This window comes from Mammaliicoccus vitulinus (assembly GCF_029024305.1).
Lineage (GTDB): Bacteria > Bacillota > Bacilli > Staphylococcales > Staphylococcaceae > Mammaliicoccus > Mammaliicoccus vitulinus.
Genome location: NZ_CP118974.1, coordinates 1,109,171 through 1,127,045 on the forward strand (window position 1 = coordinate 1,109,171; position 17,875 = coordinate 1,127,045).

At 32.7% G+C, this 17,875-nt stretch carries 20 protein-coding genes and 2 other annotated features; of the genes, 19 read left to right on the forward strand and 1 reads right to left on the reverse strand.

Annotation, left to right across the window (positions count from 1 at the left end):
- The first annotated feature begins 1 nt into the window (after position 1).
- The 8 genes from hemL to PYW35_RS05630 all read left to right on the forward strand — a co-directional run bounded on the left by hemL (position 2) and on the right by PYW35_RS05630 (position 10,507).
- The gene (gene hemL / locus PYW35_RS05595; protein ID WP_103322812.1) at positions 2 to 1,291 is read left to right on the forward strand and encodes a glutamate-1-semialdehyde 2,1-aminomutase; all 1,290 of its coding nucleotides are present in this window, start codon (positions 2 to 4) and stop codon (positions 1,289 to 1,291) included.
- A 56-nt stretch (positions 1,292 to 1,347) separates the two neighbouring features.
- Positions 1,348 to 2,418 (forward strand): AbrB family transcriptional regulator, encoded by a 1,071-nt coding sequence (locus PYW35_RS05600; protein WP_103322813.1) that lies wholly within the window; start codon positions 1,348 to 1,350, stop codon positions 2,416 to 2,418.
- A 48-nt stretch (positions 2,419 to 2,466) separates the two neighbouring features.
- Positions 2,467 to 2,679, forward strand: a binding site (T-box leader).
- A gap of 43 nt (positions 2,680 to 2,722) precedes the next feature.
- Positions 2,723 to 5,353, forward strand: a complete 2,631-nt coding sequence (locus PYW35_RS05605) for a valine--tRNA ligase (protein WP_016910893.1) — start codon at positions 2,723 to 2,725, stop codon at positions 5,351 to 5,353.
- An 8-nt stretch (positions 5,354 to 5,361) separates the two neighbouring features.
- A complete protein-coding gene (locus PYW35_RS05610) occupies positions 5,362 to 6,624 on the forward strand; it encodes a bifunctional folylpolyglutamate synthase/dihydrofolate synthase (protein ID WP_016910892.1) in 1,263 nt (420 codons plus the stop codon).
- A gap of 552 nt (positions 6,625 to 7,176) precedes the next feature.
- Positions 7,177 to 8,574 (forward strand): YfcC family protein, encoded by a 1,398-nt coding sequence (locus tag PYW35_RS05615; RefSeq protein WP_016911509.1) that lies wholly within the window; start codon positions 7,177 to 7,179, stop codon positions 8,572 to 8,574.
- Between the two features lie 178 nt (positions 8,575 to 8,752).
- A complete protein-coding gene (locus PYW35_RS05620) occupies positions 8,753 to 9,478 on the forward strand; it encodes a prepilin peptidase (protein WP_016911510.1) in 726 nt (241 codons plus the stop codon).
- Positions 9,468 to 10,184, forward strand: coding sequence for a RadC family protein (radC, locus tag PYW35_RS05625; protein ID WP_016911511.1), 717 nt, complete (start codon positions 9,468 to 9,470; stop codon positions 10,182 to 10,184). Before PYW35_RS05620 ends, radC begins: the two co-directional genes overlap by 11 nt.
- A gap of 44 nt (positions 10,185 to 10,228) precedes the next feature.
- Entirely contained in the window at positions 10,229 to 10,507 is a 279-nt protein-coding gene (locus tag PYW35_RS05630) for a hypothetical protein (protein ID WP_103323231.1), read from the forward strand.
- Between the two features lie 74 nt (positions 10,508 to 10,581).
- On the opposite strand, the gene PYW35_RS05635 is transcribed toward PYW35_RS05630, so the two are convergent.
- Positions 10,582 to 10,728 carry a hypothetical protein gene (locus PYW35_RS05635; RefSeq protein WP_169034834.1) on the reverse strand — a complete coding sequence of 49 codons (147 nt, stop codon included), beginning with the start codon at positions 10,726 to 10,728 and terminating at the stop codon, positions 10,582 to 10,584.
- Positions 10,729 to 10,873: 145 nt separating this feature from the next.
- Between PYW35_RS05635 and PYW35_RS05640 the strand changes: the two genes are divergently transcribed.
- From PYW35_RS05640 to ruvB, 11 genes are all read left to right on the forward strand, one after another.
- The gene (locus PYW35_RS05640) at positions 10,874 to 11,317 is read left to right on the forward strand and encodes a DUF4930 family protein (protein WP_103323230.1); all 444 of its coding nucleotides are present in this window, start codon (positions 10,874 to 10,876) and stop codon (positions 11,315 to 11,317) included.
- Between the two features lie 101 nt (positions 11,318 to 11,418).
- Positions 11,419 to 12,276 carry a rod shape-determining protein MreC gene (gene mreC, locus PYW35_RS05645; RefSeq protein WP_103323229.1) on the forward strand — a complete coding sequence of 286 codons (858 nt, stop codon included), beginning with the start codon at positions 11,419 to 11,421 and terminating at the stop codon, positions 12,274 to 12,276.
- Positions 12,276 to 12,779, forward strand: coding sequence for a rod shape-determining protein MreD (mreD, locus tag PYW35_RS05650; protein ID WP_016911516.1), 504 nt, complete (start codon positions 12,276 to 12,278; stop codon positions 12,777 to 12,779). The genes mreC and mreD overlap by 1 nt, the downstream gene beginning before the upstream one ends.
- Before the next feature lie 59 nt (positions 12,780 to 12,838).
- Positions 12,839 to 12,913 (forward strand) — a sequence feature (ribosomal protein L21 leader region).
- 12 nt (positions 12,914 to 12,925) lie between these two features.
- Entirely contained in the window at positions 12,926 to 13,234 is a 309-nt protein-coding gene (rplU, locus tag PYW35_RS05655) for a 50S ribosomal protein L21 (protein WP_016911517.1), read from the forward strand.
- A gap of 3 nt (positions 13,235 to 13,237) precedes the next feature.
- Positions 13,238 to 13,558 carry a ribosomal-processing cysteine protease Prp gene (locus PYW35_RS05660; RefSeq protein WP_016911518.1) on the forward strand — a complete coding sequence of 107 codons (321 nt, stop codon included), beginning with the start codon at positions 13,238 to 13,240 and terminating at the stop codon, positions 13,556 to 13,558.
- Between the two features lie 10 nt (positions 13,559 to 13,568).
- Positions 13,569 to 13,853: a 50S ribosomal protein L27 gene (gene rpmA, locus PYW35_RS05665; RefSeq protein WP_016911519.1), complete on the forward strand. Its 285-nt coding sequence runs from the start codon at positions 13,569 to 13,571 to the stop codon at positions 13,851 to 13,853.
- 105 nt (positions 13,854 to 13,958) lie between these two features.
- Positions 13,959 to 14,489, forward strand: a complete 531-nt coding sequence (locus PYW35_RS05670) for a Spo0B domain-containing protein (protein ID WP_103323232.1) — start codon at positions 13,959 to 13,961, stop codon at positions 14,487 to 14,489.
- Positions 14,490 to 14,491: 2 nt separating this feature from the next.
- A complete protein-coding gene (gene obgE / locus PYW35_RS05675) occupies positions 14,492 to 15,781 on the forward strand; it encodes a GTPase ObgE (RefSeq protein WP_016911521.1) in 1,290 nt (429 codons plus the stop codon).
- 12 nt (positions 15,782 to 15,793) lie between these two features.
- Positions 15,794 to 16,255 (forward strand): ACT domain-containing protein, encoded by a 462-nt coding sequence (locus PYW35_RS05680; protein ID WP_016911522.1) that lies wholly within the window; start codon positions 15,794 to 15,796, stop codon positions 16,253 to 16,255.
- Between the two features lie 14 nt (positions 16,256 to 16,269).
- The gene (gene ruvA, locus PYW35_RS05685) at positions 16,270 to 16,860 is read left to right on the forward strand and encodes a Holliday junction branch migration protein RuvA (protein ID WP_103323228.1); all 591 of its coding nucleotides are present in this window, start codon (positions 16,270 to 16,272) and stop codon (positions 16,858 to 16,860) included.
- Between the two features lie 28 nt (positions 16,861 to 16,888).
- A complete protein-coding gene (gene ruvB / locus PYW35_RS05690; protein WP_411828300.1) occupies positions 16,889 to 17,869 on the forward strand; it encodes a Holliday junction branch migration DNA helicase RuvB in 981 nt (326 codons plus the stop codon).
- Positions 17,870 to 17,875 lie beyond the last annotated feature (6 nt).

Genomic DNA, 17,875 nt, shown 5'->3' on the forward strand with positions numbered 1-17,875 from the left:
TATGAGATATGAACAATCGATAGATGCATATAAAGAAGCAGTAGATTTAATGCCAGGTGGCGTCAATAGTCCGGTTCGTGCATTTAAATCAGTAGATACGCCACCAATCTTTATGGATCATGGTAAAGGATCAAAAATTTATGATGTAGATGGTAATGAATATATAGATTATGTATTAAGTTGGGGTCCTTTAATTTTAGGTCATACACATGAAAAAGTTAAAGCTGCATTACATGAAGCGGTAGATAAAGGATCTTCATTTGGCGCTTCAACAGAACTTGAAAATAAAATGGCTCAACTTGTAATTGACCGTGTACCATCAATTGAAATGGTGAGAATGGTTTCTTCAGGTACGGAAGCAACATTAGCAGCTTTACGTCTTTCAAGAGGTTTTACTGGTCGAAATAAAATTTTGAAATTTGAAGGTTGCTATCACGGACATAGTGACTCATTACTTATTAAAGCAGGTTCAGGTGTAGCAACTTTAGGTTTACCTGACTCTCCAGGAGTACCTGAAGGAACTGCTAAAAATACTATAACAGTTCCTTATAATGATATTGATGCAGTAAAAGTTGCATTCGAACACTTCGGTGATGATATTGCAGGGGTTATCGTTGAACCTGTTGCAGGTAATATGGGTGTAGTACCGCCAGTAGAAGGATTTTTAGAAGGACTACGTGAAATTACAAAAGAATATGGCTCAGTCTTAATATTTGATGAAGTTATGACTGGATTTAGAGTGGGGTATAACTGTGCACAAGGTTATTATGGCGTTACACCAGACTTAACTTGTTTAGGTAAAGTAATTGGTGGTGGATTACCAGTTGGTGCATTTGGTGGTAGAAGAGATATCATGGAAGAAATAGCACCAGTAGGAAATGTTTATCAAGCTGGTACATTGTCAGGGAATCCATTAGCTATGACGAGCGGTTATGCAACATTAAATGAATTAACAGAAGATAGCTATCGTTATTTCAATGAATTAGGAGATTTACTTGAAAATGGTCTTAAAGAAGTTTTTGCTAAACATGAAGTGCCAATAACGGTAAATCGTGCTGGCTCAATGATTGGATACTTCTTAAATGAAGGGCCAGTAACAAACTTTGATGAAGCTAATGCATCAGATTTAGAATTATTTAGCAACATGTATAGAGAAATGGCTCAAGAAGGCGTATTCTTGCCACCATCTCAATTCGAAGGGACTTTCTTATCTACTGCTCATACTAAAGAAGATATAGAAAAAACAATTCAAGCGTTTGATACTGCGCTTGGTAGAATTACAAAATCATAAAAGACGCCTCAATTTATATTTTTAAAATATTATAATTTCACATGAGGTGTTAATTCATGAATAGTAATAAGTGGAACATTATAATCGTAAGTTTGTTAGCTATAATACTGGGTTATTTACTCCAAAGTATTCATATGATTTTACCTTGGTTGTTTGGTCCAATATTCGCGAGTATTATCGTTATAAAACTAATGAAACGCTCGATTAAATGGCCAAATTGGCTAGGTAATATAGGATTGCTCATTCTTGGTGTTCAAATGGGCTCGACTTTCACACGTGATGTACTTCATGATGTGAAAGATGAATGGCTACAAATTGTATTAATGACAGTATTGATTTTATTACTCGCTTTAATTATATCAATCGTCTTTAAAAAAATAGCCAATGTAACATTTGAAACAGCATTGTTAAGTGCCATTCCAGGTGCTTTAAGTCAAATGGTCGTTATGGCTGAAGAGAACAAAAAAGCAGACTTACTTATCGTTACACTTACACAAACATCGCGAATTATGTTTGTTGTAATACTTGTTCCAATTATTTCTTCAATATTTGGTAGTCATGGCGATAGCTTAAGACATGCGGACTCAGCACCTTCAATATTTACAGTGTTAGATTTAACAGGATATATCACTTTAATAATAGGAATAGCGATTCTCTTTTTAATATTTTACAAAATAAAATTTCCTGTTCCACATTTACTGGCACCTATTTTTGTGCTTCTTATTTGGAATTTATATACCGAGCAAGTTTTTGCTTTAGATTATCCATTAATTGTTATTGCTCAAGTGTTATTTGGGATAAGAATAGGTGTTCAAATATCTGATTTAATCAATAATCTAACTAAAAAGACAGTGTTTGCAATAGCATTTCAAAATGTGTCATTAATTATTGGCGCATTTTTACTTGTATTTATATTTGATCTTTTTATGGATGAAAATATTAATGATTTGTTTTTAAGTGCTGCACCTGGTGGCATGGCACAAATTATAGTTGTTGCCCTTGAAACCGGGGGAGATGTTGCAATGATTTCAAGTTATCATATATTTAGGATATTCTTTATATTGTTATTTGTTGCACCGTTAATAAAGATTTTCTTAACATCTCGATCTAAGAAATACAGGAATTAAGATGAATCAATATTGACTTATATAGAAAGTGCTTATATTATTAAAGTAATTAAATATTTAACAAGGAAGAGTAAATCATTAATTATTAATAGAGAGTGCATGGTCGGTGTGAATGCATATTAATGATGATTGAAGGTAGCCTTAATTTGAACGTTAATTGAAACTAAGTAGGTTAATGCGTGTGCGAGCGATAATCGTTAAAGTGCAATATAAGAAATTATATTGAATTTAGGTGGTACCACGGTTTAACCCGTCCTATATTTATAGGACGGGTTTTTTATATTTTAAAGAGGAGTGATTATTAATGGAAATGGAACCTAAATATAACCCAAAAGAGGTTGAAGAAGGCCGTTATCAACATTGGCTAGATAAAGATTATTTTAAACCAAGTGAAAATAAAGACAAAGAGACATACACTATTGTCATTCCACCGCCAAATGTAACGGGTAAGCTACATTTAGGTCATGCTTGGGATACAACTTTACAAGATATTTTAACTAGAATGAAGAGAATGCAAGGGTACGACACATTGTATTTACCTGGTATGGACCATGCTGGTATTGCAACGCAAGCTAAAGTAGAAGGAAAATTAAGAGAACAAGGCTTAACGAGACATGACTTAGGTAGAGAAAAATTTCTTGAACAAGCTTGGTCATGGAAAGAAGAATATGCAGATTTTATTCGTGCACAGTGGGCTAAATTAGGTTTAGGATTAGACTATAGTCGTGAACGTTTCACTTTAGATGAAGGACTATCACAAGCAGTTAAAAAAGTGTTTGTTGATATGTATAATAAAGGTCTTATCTATCGCGGTGAAAGAATTATCAACTGGGATCCACAAACAAAAACAGCTATTTCTGATATAGAAGTAATCCATGAAGATATAGCAGGACATTTTTATCATATTAAGTATCCTTTTAAAGAAGGAGAAGGTGCGATCGAAATTGCGACGACACGTCCTGAAACGATGCTAGGAGATACAGCAATTGTTGTTAATCCTAACGACGATCGTTACAAACACTTAATCGGTAAATCTGTTATTTTACCTATAATTGGTCGTGAACTTCCTATTATCGGCGATGAATATGTTGATATTGAATTTGGTAGTGGGGCAATGAAAGTAACACCTGCTCATGACCCTAATGACTTTGAAATCGGTGAAAGACACCAACTTGAAAAAATTAATGTTATGAATGAAGACGGCACAATGAATGAACTTGCTGGTAAATATAATGGTTTAGATCGTTTTGAATGTCGTAAACAATTAGTAGAAGATTTAAAAGCTACTGGTGAATTGATTAAAATAGAAGACCATGAGCATTCAGTTGGTCATTCTGAGCGCAGTGGTGCTGTAGTTGAGCCGTATTTATCTACACAATGGTTTGTGAAAATGGAACCATTAGCAAAACAAGCTTTAGATAATCAAGAGACTGATGGACGCATTAATTTTGTTCCAGATCGTTTTGAAGGTACATTTAATAGATGGATGGAAAACATTCGTGACTGGACTATTTCTCGCCAACTATGGTGGGGACATCAAATACCAGCATGGTATCATAATGAAACGGGTGAAACTTACGTAGGAGAAGAACCACCTTCAGATATTGAAAATTGGACTCAAGATGAAGACGTACTAGATACTTGGTTTAGTTCTGCATTATGGCCGTTTTCTACATTAGGATGGCCAGATGAAAACAACGAAGACTTTAAACGTTATTATCCAACTAATTCATTAGTGACAGGTTATGACATTATTTTCTTTTGGGTATCAAGAATGATATTCCAAGGACTAGAATTTACTGGACAAAAACCATTTAACGATGTGTTATTACACGGTTTAGTTAGAGCTGAAGATGGCCGTAAAATGAGTAAATCACTAGGTAATGGTGTTGACCCAATGGATGTTATCGAAGAGTATGGTGCGGATAGCTTGAGATATTTCTTAGCTACTGGTTCATCACCAGGACATGACTTACGTTATTCAACAGAAAAAGTTGAAGCTGTATGGAACTTTATCAATAAGATTTGGAATGCTTCTAGATTTAGTATCATGAATATCGGCGAGTCATTTAAATTTGAAGATATTGATTTATCAGGAGAAAAATCTGTTGCTGATGAATGGATTTTAACACGTTTAAATGAAACGATAGCGAATGTAACAGACTTAAGTGATAAATATGAATTTGGTGAAGTTGGCCGCGTGCTATATAACTTTATTTGGGATGAATTCTGTGATTGGTATATTGAAATGAGTAAAATACCTATGAGCGGTGAAGACGAAGCTAAGAAGCAAATGACGCGTTCAGTATTAGCTTATACATTAGATCAAACAATGAGAATGTTACACCCATTAATGCCATTTGTAACAGAACATATTTGGCAAGCTTTACCTCATCAAGGTGAAACAATCATTCAAGCTTCATGGCCAGAAGTTAAGCCAGAATTGTCTAACGAAAACAGTAAAGTTTCAATGCAACTATTAGTTGAAATTATTAAGTCAGTTAGACAAGCTAGACGTGAAGTAAATACACCAATGTCTAAAGAAGTACCGATTCATATCGAAGCAAAAGACGAAAAAGTGAAAGCACAACTTATAGATAACAAAGATTATTTAATGCGTTTCTGTAATCCAAGTGAGTTGATCATCGACACTTCTATAGAAATCCCTGAAAAAGCAATGACGGAAGTTGTATTTGGTGCAACAGTTGTGTTACCGCTAGAAGGTTTAATCGATATGGATAAAGAAATAGAACGATTAGAACAAGAACTTGAAAAATGGCAAAAAGAATTAGATCGTGTTAATAAAAAATTGAGCAATGAGAAATTCGTTGCTAATGCACCTGAAAAGATTATTAACGAAGAGAAAGATAAAAAAGTTAATTATCAAGAAAAATACGACGGTGTTTTAGCTAGAATTGAACAATTGAAAGGCTAGGAAGGCTTATGAATTATTTAGATAGTTTACATTGGATACACGAACGTACTAAATTCGGCATTAAACCAGGCGTTAAAAGAATGAAATGGATGCTAAGTAATTTAGACCACCCAGAAGAAAAGATACACGGCGTGCACGTAGTTGGTACAAATGGTAAAGGTTCAACTGTTAGTTATTTAAGAGATGCCTTAGTAGCAAATAATTATGAAGTCGGCACATTTACATCACCGTATATTGTTACTTTCAATGAAAGAATCAGTATTAACGGCGTGCCGATAACTAATGATGACTTAGTGGACTTAGTTCAAATAGTGAAACCTATATCTGAAAGGCTTGAAGCTGAAACAGATTTAGGTCCTGCTACTGAATTTGAAATTATCACACTTATGATGTTTGTTTACTTTGGTACAATACACCCAGTTGATTTTGTGATTGTTGAAGCGGGCTTAGGGGCTCTTAATGACTCAACAAATGTATTTCAACCTATTATGACTGTATTAACGAGTATTGGGTTAGACCATACAAATATATTAGGCGACACTTACATGGATATCGCAAGAGAAAAAGCCGGTGTGATTAAACCTAGTGTACCTTTAGTTTATGCCATTAAACCAAAAGATGCCCTTCATTTTGTACGAGAAGTTGTGGAAAGTCATCACAATAAAGGCCTAGAATTAGATAGAGATATTCATGTGCTTTCTGATGAAACAGAGTTCACTTACAGATATGAAAGCTATGAGCTTGAAAACATTCAATTAAAAATGTTAGGTCAACATCAACATGAGAATGCAGCGCTTGCTATAACAACCCTTATCGAAATGTATCAAAGAGGTATCATTCAACTAGATTTTAATAAGATGATTGATGCTATCGAAAATACGAAATGGTCAGGACGTATCGAAAAAGTTAAAGACGAACCACTCGTATTGGTTGATGGTGCTCACAATAAAGAAAGCATCGATGCATTAGTCGATACTTTAAATCAGTATTATTCTGACAAGAAAATTGATGTATTGTTCGCTGCGATTGATGGAAAACCAATTGGTAAAATGATGAATCGTTTAGAAGAAATAGCAAATAGGTTCTATGTGACAACATTTGATTTTCCTAAAGCATTGCCAATCGATACCGTTTATGAAAATTTAGAACATAAACATGTCGAAAAAGTAGAGCATTACAATGATTTTATAGATGAATATGATGGAGAATTACTTGTCATAACTGGTAGTTTGTATTTTATAAGCGAAGCAAGAAAATTATTCATTAAATAACACATAATTTATAGAGGCTGGGATATGTATCTCAACTCAAAAATAATAACAACTCATTTCACTGATTTATTCAGTTAGAAATGAGTTGTATTTTTTTATAAAATCTACGATTTTGAAAGTGCATGCTTGTCTGTGATTGCTTTATGAATATGGTTCGAGCCTGTAGTCTCTCTCTCATACTATTCCCCCGGGCGTCAGCACTTTACAAAATCGTTATAAGTATTCATTTTTCTTATATTTTTTCGTTTGTTCTTTTAAGTATATGCTGTATGTTGCAAGACTGATCAAACAAGCAACATAGAAGCTCTGTAAGTTGCAAGACTGATCAAACAAGCAACATAGAAGCTCCGAAAGTTGCAAGACTAACAAAACAAGCAACATTCAGACCCTAACCTCATCCAATTATAAAAATATAGGACATAAATTCCAACTCATAATAAATTAAAGCTAACGACAATATAATCATTGTCGTTAGCTTTTTTTGTATAAAATATTCATTATATTCTGAATAATAGGGTATGAGTAATACATATTCTTAAAGGGGAGATTATTATGAAAGAAAATGTGAAGCGCAAAATCCAATTTAAAAATCCTCATACATATGCCATTTTACTATTTATTATTGCGATTAGTTGTTTGCTGACATACGTTATACCATCAGGTGAATTTGATCGTAAGACTGTAAATGATCGCGAAGAAGTTGTATCAGGTACTTACCATTTAGTAAAGAGTGAACCATCTGGATTTTTAGAAATATTTAGATCAATTCCTGAAGGTTTAATTAGTGGGGCCGATATTATATTTTACATATTTCTTGTAGGTGGCGCTTTCGGTATTATACATAAGACTGGTGCAATAACGACGGGTGTCAATGCTGCGATGAACAAGTTAGGGAAAAACGGAAAGCTGATGATACCTTTTACAATGTTTATCTTCTCATTACTCGGTTTTTCTATTGGATTAGCAGAAGAAACGATTATATTTGTTCCAATAGGCATTGCGATTGCAAGAGCACTTGGCTATGATGCAATGACTGGTGCGGCAATGGTTATAATGGGTGCGGCGGCTGGATTTCTAGGAGGCATGCTCAACCCGTTTACAGTAGGTGTAGCTCAAAAGATCGCTGAAATACCATTGTTTTCTGGGTGGGAATTTAGAACGATTATCTATATTTGTGTGTTGATTGTTGGTATTGCTTATGTAATGATGTACGGTAGAAAAGTAAAGAAAAATCCAACAAAAAGTTTAGTTTACGATTTAGAGCAAGAAGAGCAACACCAAACTGAGAACCAATCTGAGATAGGTAGATTTACTAAGCGACAGTTATTCTGTTTAATTTTATTAGTGAGTGCAATCTGTTTTAATGTTTTTGGTATTTTTACATTCGGTTGGTCATTTAATGAAATGAGCGCTAATTTCTTATTAGCAGGATTATTAGCTGGATTTATTGGTGGACTAGGGTTTAATGGAACTTTTGATGCATTAGTCGAAGGTATGAAATCAATTCTGTTTGGAGCATTAATTGTTGGTTTTGCTAAAGCTATAGTTGTCGTGTTAGAAAACGGTAAAATTATCGATACAATCGTTTATTATTTAACTAACGTCATTCAAGATCTACCAACAGGTGTTACGGTTGGTATGATGTTTATCATTCAAATGATTTTGAATTTCTTTATCCCATCAGGATCTGGACAAGCAATGACTACAATGCCACTGATGGTACCTATATCTGACTTGTTAAGTATTAACAGACAAATGGCCGTCCTTGCCTTTCAATATGGAGATGCAGTGAGCAACAGTATATTCCCAACATCAGCTTCGTTAATGGGTGGATTAGCTGTTGCTGGAATACCTTATACTAAATGGGTTAAGTTTATATGGAAATTGTTAGTTCTATGGGTTGTTATATGTATGGTAGGTATGTTTATTGCATTAGGATTAGGTTATTAAAATTTATAAATATTACAAAACTTGAAAAATCCCTTTAACTAAAAGGGGTTTTTCAAGTTTTTTTATGATGATGAATAAATTTAGTATGAATTGCAATCATATCTTTAAAATATAGAATTATATGTTTAACTTGATGTTTTGGTATATTTATATATATCAAAAAAAGGAGAATAAGCGAATGTTTTTATTCTTTTTATTAGGAGCTATACTTGCTAGTTATATGTATCAACTCGTCTCTACGTCAAACATTAACTTTAAAATGTTCTACAGCCGTTCTAAATGTGAATGCTGTCATAACAATATTTTAGTGAAAGACCTCGTACCGATAGTTAGTTATTTATATTTAAGAGGTAAATGTCGATTTTGTAAATCTACAATTCCATTTGAGTTATTCTTGTGCGAACTCCTCCTCGGGTTACTCTTTTTAATTCCCTTATCATGTGATGCGTCTTTTGATACTCTTTTATTTTATTACTTACTGATTTTTCTAGTCCCTTTGTCTATATACGATGCTTGCCATTTTATTATTCCAAATCACATTTTGGTTGTGATGGTTATAACAACTTTTATGCTTTTTGATATTTCTATCCGTCATATATCAGTTTCAATTTTTATTATCCTTTTACTGAACTGTTTGTATTTTGTTTCAAACGGTGGAATTGGCTATGGTGATATTAAACTTTTTGGACTTTTGAGCTTTTTACTATCCGCCTCACAATTTTTATTAACGTTTATGTTTACATTTATTATAGCGGGTATATTCACTTTAATTTATATGTGTTTAAGTAAAAAACAATTCAAAAAAGTTCCATTAGTACCGTTTATCACGATTGCAACACTGCTTGTTTTAATATTGAATCATCAACTTAATTATTATTTTTTAGGAGGGTCATATGGTCATTAAAATTAAAGATTTACAACATGAGGATAAGCCTAGGGAAAGATTAAAATCCTACGGTCCAGACAAATTAACAAATAGAGAATTGTTGGCCATAATCATCAATTCTGGGAGTAAACAATATTCGAGTTTAGAATGTGCAAACAAAGTATTGAATTTAGTAGAAAATACAAGAGAATTAAGGCATCTTACGTTATCAGAATTATTAACAGTTAATGGCATAGGAGAATCTAAAGCCATTACAATTTTAGCTGTTATAGAATTAGCAAAAAGAATGCATAGCAATACAGTGTTGGATAAAGTAGAAATTAACGAACCACAAGATGTAGCAAATTACTTAATGGAGAAGTTAAGGTATTTAAAGCAAGAACATTTTGTTGCCTTGCTACTAAATACTAAAAATCAAATTATCCATGAACAATCTATTTTTATAGGATCCTTAAATATGGCCGTTGTTCATCCGAGAGATTTATTAAGGGAAGCCATAAAACATTCTGCTGCATCAATTGTAATTGCACATAACCATCCTAGTGGAGATCCGACACCTTCGTTAGAAGACATTAAAACAACTAAACGTATACTATATTGCTGTGATTTAATGGGTATAGATTTACTTGATCATATCATTATAGGTGATGGAGAATTTATCAGCATATTCGAAAATGACTTTATTATGCGTGAAGACATGGAAATTAATGATTTTAATGAATAATTAAATGTTATAATGTAATTAAAAATGAGTCAGGAGTTTTTAGTTTGCAAATCATTACATTTATTTTAGTTGTTTTACCACTATTATTCATTATATCTATTTTTCAACGAAAAAATAAACGAGCAATCGTTAAAAAAGATTACGGGATTATTATGGTGTTAGGTATTATCGGTGTCTTTTTAGCATCAATATTACTCACTTTAACAAATGATGAATCATCACTTTCATTTAACGTGATACTCGGGTCAATAGGTGCAGGGATCGTATGGGGTGTTTTAGTTTCAGTTACTTTATTCGTATTAAAAAAACTATTAAACAAATAAACACAAAAAGAGCCAACTCGTATTTAATAATGAGTCCGCTCTTTTTTATTTGTCATTAAAATTATTTAATTGGATCACATAAAGTAAAGAAAACCTTGATAAATGAAGTAAATGACTAATGCAATAATGGCTAACTTTATGACCACTCTTAATAAGCCAACAAAAAATCTGAAAAAGATAATTAAAAACAAGATAGCTAAGAATATATATAATAATTCCATTTTTTTCACCTCTTTGACAAATTATATAGGACAATGAATAAAAATGCATCAGACTACAGAATGATTAAAGAGTTCAGTCCAAAGCCCGATGATGATTTATATGATATTTTTGTATAATATAGATGAATGAGAGGTGTCTATAATATTGAGATGGTTGTTCAGATTAATTAGAAATTTATTAGCGTTATTAGCTATTGTAATTATAATCGTAATTGTATATAGAAATGTTCCTGCAATAAGTGATTTGAATCCTTTTGATCATAGTAGTGATCAAGAAACTGGAGAAATGTCTCCTCAACGTGCAAATTCTACTTATACTATAGAAGATAATCCGTTGTTACAAAATGTGCCTTTAGCCCAAACTAAACAGGCTTTTAAATGGATCAACAAGAGTGAGTTTATGGACGTTTCAGGATTAGAACGTATGGGGTATGATGAGGATTATGTAGCAGGGCAACGTGGTACCGAGTATATCCTATATAAGTTTGGTGAACCTAAGATGTATGTATACCAGACTGAGCAAGATTTAATTAATGATTTAAGTGAAATGAACTCAAATATAAAATTATTACCAAAAACTGCATATTAAATTGTTTTTTCGGCAGTCTCTCACTTTATTTAAAGTGAAGTGTAAGCTAAAATAGTAATATCATTGTTATTTAGACATTTGAAGATTAAGAGGTGTTTAGATTGTCGAATTTTTTTAAAAATAATAAATTGATGTTTTTTCTTATTTCTATGGTCTTATTAATTGTGATAGTTGGTTATTCAGTGAGAGCACAATCTGCATCGCTTAGTGAACAATATGCGAGTGATACATCTTCCTTTGGTGGAAGAGTCATTTCATACCCAGTTACATTTGTATCTGACTTTTTCTCAAACATTTTCACATCTGATGAAGATGTTGATAAATTAAAAGAAGAAGTTAAAAGTACAAACCAAATTAAAGCAGATAAAGCACGATTAGAAAAAGAAAACAAAGCATTGAAAAAAGAGTTAGATATGAAAGATATTTCACAATTCAATCCAATATCTGCAACTGTTATTGCGAGAAGTCCTGATCAATGGATGAACACAATTATTATTGATAAAGGTAAAAAGAGTGGAATGAAAGAAAATATGGCTGTTCTTACGAGTGAAGGCTTAGTAGGAAGAATAAAAAAAGCTAATCAATTTTCATCACAAGTAGAATTGATATCTACAAGTGTAAAAACAAGTAAACTGTCTGTCGATATTCAACAAGAAGAAGAAAATATCTTTGGTATGATCAATCGATATGATGAAGACAAAGATTTACTTGTTATCAGCGATATTGATAATAAGTACAATATTAAAAAAGGGTCTAAAGTTGTTACAAATGGTTTAGGCGATCAACTTCCTAAAGGTATATTAGTAGGGAAAGTTGAAAAAGTAGAAAACGATGAATATGGTTTGTCTAAAGTTGCGTTTATTAAGACATCAACAAATATTAAAGATATCAGTCATGTATTTGTCGCGAAGAGAGATCCTCAAACAATACCTTCTTCAGAAGAAAGTGGTGAAGAATAATGAGATTTTACGTTATTCCTTTAATTGGCGTTATATTATTTTATTTAGATTCTTTATTAACACGACTATCACCTATACATTTATTTGGTGAAACTTTTATAATCGTTCCAAGATTAACATTTTTATATTTATTAATCATTGCAGTATACAAAAATCCTAAAGTAGCCATTATATTAGCAATAGTTACAGGTATTTTTACAGATATTTATTTCGGTGGCATTTATGGCGTGTATACTTTCGGTTATGCTATTTTTGTGATTATGATGGATAAATTATTTAAAGTATTTTATAGAGACATATTAATGATGGTTATACTTTTAATATCTTCAGTTGTATTGTTAGAAATATGGGTAATGGTCTTTTATGGATTTTTAGGTATTACGTCTTTAAATATTGGTCAGATCATTCTGTTTAGATTTATACCAACTGTTATTTTTAATTTAATATGTTTAATCATAATCTTTCCTTTTATACTTAAATTATTAGAAAGAAATACAAATTAGTTGGAGAATATTGACATCAATAGCTGTAGGTGGTACTCTATTGAAGTTGAGTAGTTTCAAGCTACATACAACCGCTCGCTTATAGGTCTTTAAAGTACGAATGTCACCTATAAATGGCGTGACTTAAAAAATTAGGAGGTGCAAGTATGTTTGCTATAATTGAAACTGGCGGAAAGCAAGTTAAAGTAGAAGAAGGTCAAACAATTTGGGTTGAGAAATTAGACGTAAATGAAGGTGATTCATTCACTTTTGACCAAGTATTATTTGTAGGTGGAGACTCAGTTAAAGTTGGATCACCTGTTGTTGAAGGTGCTTCAGTTACTGCTAAAGTTGAAAAACAAGGACGCGGTAAAAAAATCACTGTATTCAAATACAAAGCTAAGAAAAACTACAAACGTAAACAAGGTCATCGTCAACCTTACACTAAATTAACTATCGAAAAAATCAACGCGTAAGCAATGATTAATGTAGATATTAGTTTGAATCAAGAAGGGCAAGTTACAGATGTTGAGATGTCTGGGCATGCCGATTCAGGTGAATATGGCAAAGACTTAGTCTGTGCCGGAGCTTCAGCAGTAGTCTTTGGTGCTACAAATGCAATCATTGGCTTAACTGATGAAACACCTGATATAGATTACAGTGACGACGGTGGATATTTTCATATACGTAGTGTAAACTTAGAAAATGAACAAGCACAAACATTATTACAAGGCCTCATCATTTCTTTGAAAACAATCGAAGAAGAATATGGGCAATATATTAAACTAAATTACAAGTGAGGTGTAACTCATGTTAAAATTAAACTTACAATTTTTCGCATCGAAAAAAGGGGTAGGTTCTACAAGAAACGGACGTGACTCTGAATCAAAACGTTTAGGTGCTAAACGTGCTGACGGTCAATACGTTACAGGTGGTTCTATCTTATATCGTCAACGTGGAACTAAAGTTTTCGCTGGTGAAAACGTAGGTCGTGGCGGAGACGATACATTATTCGCTAAAATCGACGGCGTTGTTAAATTCGAACGTTTTGGTCGTGACAAAAAGAAAGTATCTGTATACGCAGCTGCTGAATAATCACTATATTGAGACACCAGAATTTTTTTCTGGTGTTTCTTTTTTTAATCGTATAGCGAAAATGTTATAATGTATTTTATGAATATTGATAATATGGGTGGTAAAATGAACAATTTAGATGTGTATTTAAAGTCGAGACATGATTTTGTGAATCAATTCCAGTTGTTATATACATATAAACAATTAGGCAAAGACGATGAAGTTAATTCATTACTTGATGAATTGTACAATAATCTAAAGCAAGAACAGTTGTTTTTAAATGCACCTTGTAGAAAATTTGTTCAAGAAGTATTTGAACACAAAATATCTACGTCAGGCTCTAAATGGACATTTGAAATTGAATGCTCATATGACGAATATTATCAAAAGAATCTAGAATTATCAGATAGTGTAATGTTGGATATTTATCAAACTTTAAAAAGTGTCATTAAAGAGCAATGTGATGATATTCAGTTAGGCTTGCGCTTAACAGTTGAAAAAGAATTTGTTATTTTAAATATATTTCTTAATGAAATGAATTTAAATGATGAACAATTAAAAATTATGTTTTCTGAATATAATGTAGAGATTTTATCAGAAGACGATAATGACAAAGAAATAGAATTTTTTATTAATATAAATGAATTAGAGGTGTAAACATGTTTATAGATCAGGTCAAGGTTTCGTTAAAAGCTGGTGATGGTGGTAACGGTATCGTTGCGTTTCGTCGTGAAAAGTATGTTCCATTTGGTGGTCCAGCTGGAGGCGATGGAGGTAAAGGTGCGTCTGTTATATTTGAAGTAGATGAAGGTTTACGTACGTTGTTAGACTTTAGATTTCAAAGTAAATTTAAAGCAGAAAAAGGCGGAAATGGCCAAAGTAGTAATATGCACGGTCGCGGTTCAGACGACTTAGTATTAAAAGTACCACCTGGTACAATTGTTAAAAATTCAGAAAATGAAGAAGTTATAGCAGACTTAGTTGAACATGGTCAACGTGCTACAGTCGCTAAAGGTGGACGCGGAGGTAGAGGGAATTCTAGATTTGCTTCTGCAAGTAACCCTGCGCCAGATTTTTGTGAAAATGGTGAGCCAGGCGAAGAGTTGGATGTCGTATTAGAACTTAAACTAATGGCAGATGTAGGACTTGTAGGTTATCCAAGTGTTGGTAAATCAACATTACTATCTATTGTGTCAAAAGCAAAACCAAAAATTGGTGCATATCATTTCACAACAATTAAACCTAATTTAGGTGTCGTTCAAACAAATGATGGTAGAGGATTTGTAATGGCAGATTTACCTGGTTTAATTGAAGGTGCATCAGAAGGTGTTGGGCTAGGACACCAATTTTTAAGACATGTCGAAAGAACAAGAGTAATCGTTCATATAATTGATATGAGTGGTATGGAAGGAAGAGATCCATACGATGATTATGTTACAATTAATCGAGAATTAAAATCATATAACGAAAATCTTTCTAGAAGACCACAAATAGTAGTGGCTAATAAAATGGATTTACCAGATTCAGAGACACAATTAGACATGTTTAAAGAGCAATTAGAAGAGGAAGTCAAAATCATTCCGATAAGTACTGTTACGAGAAAAAATGTTGATCAGTTACTGTATGAAATTGCAGATTTATTAGATGAAACTGAAGGCATGGACTTTGACAGTGTTGAAGAAGAAACAGGCGTTCATAGAGTTGTTTATAAACATGAAAAATCAAGAGATCATTTTGTTATTACAAGAGATGACGATGGTGCGTATGTTGTGTCTGGTAACTCTATAGAGAGATTATTCAAGATGACCGACTTTAACCAAGATTCAGCTGTAAGAAGGTTTGCGAGACAAATGCGTTCAATGGGTATAGATGATGCATTAAGAGAACGCGGCGCTTCAAATGGAGATATCGTAAGAATATTAGGTGGAGAATTTGAATTTGTCGAATAGGGCGTGTTCCAATTGAAAAAATCAAATGAATCAACAAAAAGGTTTTATTTAATTAGAGAAGATGTTTTACCAGAATCTGTTCAAAAAACAATTAAAGTTAAAAATGCTTTATTAAAAAATAACAATCTTACAATTTATGATGCAGTTAAAGAATTTAATTTATCAAGAAGTGCGTTTTATAAATATAAAGATACAATATTCCCGATTGATAGACTGGAAGAACAAACAAGAAATTTAACTTTGATTTTATACGTACAAGATGAAGTTGGTATGCTGGCGACTGTCTTGAATAAAATAGCTGAAGTTAATGGTTCTGTTCTGACGATTCATCAAAGTTTACCAATGAAAGATAGAGCTACTATTACAATTTCATTAAATGCTACAAATATTGAATTATCGTTAGAAGAATTAATGGATGCAATAAAAGAAAGCCCGTATGTAGATGAAGTAGAAATCATCGGAATGAGTATGTAAAGGAAGTTATTTAAATGTATGCATATATTAAAGGTAAAGTTTCACAGTTATATCCATCCCATATTGTTGTAGAAGCAAATGGTATTGGTTATGAAATTCAAACACCAAATTCGTATCGTTTCCAGTCACAATTGGAACAAGAAACACAAGTTTATACACAATTAATTGTTCGTGAAGACGCACAATTATTGTATGGGTTCGTCAATCTTGAAGAAAAAGATATGTTTTTAAGCTTAATCAAAGTTACTGGAATAGGTCCTAAATCAGCTTTAGCTATTTTAGCTTCTAGCACGCCAAATGAAGTGGCAATTGCTATTGAAAATGAAAATGAAGCTTATTTAACGAAGTTTCCTGGTATTGGTAAAAAAACTGCAAGACAAATCATATTAGATTTAAAAGGGAAATTAATTATAACTGAAGAGTCAGAGTTATTCCCTGAAAGTAATCATTCAGATTATGATTTGTTAGATGAAGCTTTACTAGCATTAGAAGCTTTAGGATATTCTAAGCGCGAAATAAGCAGAGTTAAAAAAGGGTTAGAAAAAGAATCGTTTGATACAGTTGATGCATGTGTTAAAAGAGGTTTAGCATTACTTATTCAGTAAATGAGGTGATTTTTTGGATGAGCGATTAATGGATGAACATGAGCATGATGAAGATATTCAAAGTGAATTGTCATTAAGACCTGACACTTTAAACCAATATATAGGTCAGCATAATATAAAGTCTAACTTAGATATATTTATTAGAGCAGCAAAATTAAGAGAAGAACCATTAGACCATTGTTTACTTTATGGTCCCCCAGGGCTTGGTAAAACAACTTTAGCACATATTATTTCAAACGAGATGGACGTTAACTTGCGTACAGCAAGTGGGCCTTCTATTGAAAGACCAGGTGATTTAGCGGCGATACTTTCTGCTTTACAACCTGGTGATGTACTTTTTATAGATGAAATACATCGTCTCAGTAGAGTAGTTGAAGAAGTGTTATATCCGGCAATGGAAGATTTCTTCTTAGATATTGTTGTTGGTAAAGGTGAAGAAGCGAGAAGTATTAGGATTGATTTACCGCCATTTACGTTAGTAGGCGCAACTACTAGAGTAGGTAGTTTATCAGCGCCTTTAAGAGATCGTTTCGGTGTGCATTTGAGATTAGAATATTATGATGATGAAAGTTTAAAAGAAATCATTAAACGTACTGCTGAAGTCTTTAATATTGAGATTGATGATAAAAGTACGAATGAACTATCTAAACGTAGTAGAGGTACGCCTCGTATTGCAAACAGGTTGTTGCGTAGAGTTCGTGATTTTGCTCAAGTAGAAGGCAAGCAATCTATATCAATGGATATAACAAAACATGCGCTTGATTTGTTACAAGTAGATAAAGAAGGGCTGGACCACATAGATTATAAAATTATGCACTGTATATTAAATAATTATAAAGGTGGACCAGTTGGATTAGATGCAATAGCTGCGACTATAGGAGAAGAGCGTATAACGTTAGAAGATGTTTACGAACCTTATTTAATTCAAAAAGGATTTATAGAAAGAACACCTCGTGGTCGTCGTGCTACAGCAATCAGTTACGACCACTTCGAATTTAAAAAGGATTAGGAAAGA

Excerpts from the sequence above, each read along its gene's own strand:
- hemL (WP_103322812.1), top strand. The coding sequence starts at position 2 with ATGAGATATGAACAATCGATAGATGCATATAAAGAAGCAGTAGATTTA.
- PYW35_RS05600 (WP_103322813.1), top strand. The coding sequence starts at position 1,348 with ATGAATAGTAATAAGTGGAACATTATAATCGTAAGTTTGTTAGCTATA.
- PYW35_RS05605 (WP_016910893.1), top strand. The coding sequence starts at position 2,723 with ATGGAAATGGAACCTAAATATAACCCAAAAGAGGTTGAAGAAGGCCGT.
- PYW35_RS05610 (WP_016910892.1), top strand. The coding sequence starts at position 5,362 with ATGAATTATTTAGATAGTTTACATTGGATACACGAACGTACTAAATTC.
- PYW35_RS05615 (WP_016911509.1), top strand. The coding sequence starts at position 7,177 with ATGAAAGAAAATGTGAAGCGCAAAATCCAATTTAAAAATCCTCATACA.
- PYW35_RS05620 (WP_016911510.1), top strand. The coding sequence starts at position 8,753 with ATGTTTTTATTCTTTTTATTAGGAGCTATACTTGCTAGTTATATGTAT.
- radC (WP_016911511.1), top strand. The coding sequence starts at position 9,468 with ATGGTCATTAAAATTAAAGATTTACAACATGAGGATAAGCCTAGGGAA.
- PYW35_RS05635 (WP_169034834.1), bottom strand. The coding sequence starts at position 10,728 with ATGGAATTATTATATATATTCTTAGCTATCTTGTTTTTAATTATCTTT.
- mreD (WP_016911516.1), top strand. The coding sequence starts at position 12,276 with ATGAGATTTTACGTTATTCCTTTAATTGGCGTTATATTATTTTATTTA.
- rplU (WP_016911517.1), top strand. The coding sequence starts at position 12,926 with ATGTTTGCTATAATTGAAACTGGCGGAAAGCAAGTTAAAGTAGAAGAA.
- PYW35_RS05660 (WP_016911518.1), top strand. The coding sequence starts at position 13,238 with ATGATTAATGTAGATATTAGTTTGAATCAAGAAGGGCAAGTTACAGAT.
- rpmA (WP_016911519.1), top strand. The coding sequence starts at position 13,569 with ATGTTAAAATTAAACTTACAATTTTTCGCATCGAAAAAAGGGGTAGGT.
- PYW35_RS05670 (WP_103323232.1), top strand. The coding sequence starts at position 13,959 with ATGAACAATTTAGATGTGTATTTAAAGTCGAGACATGATTTTGTGAAT.
- obgE (WP_016911521.1), top strand. The coding sequence starts at position 14,492 with ATGTTTATAGATCAGGTCAAGGTTTCGTTAAAAGCTGGTGATGGTGGT.
- ruvA (WP_103323228.1), top strand. The coding sequence starts at position 16,270 with ATGTATGCATATATTAAAGGTAAAGTTTCACAGTTATATCCATCCCAT.
- ruvB (WP_411828300.1), top strand. The coding sequence starts at position 16,889 with ATGGATGAACATGAGCATGATGAAGATATTCAAAGTGAATTGTCATTA.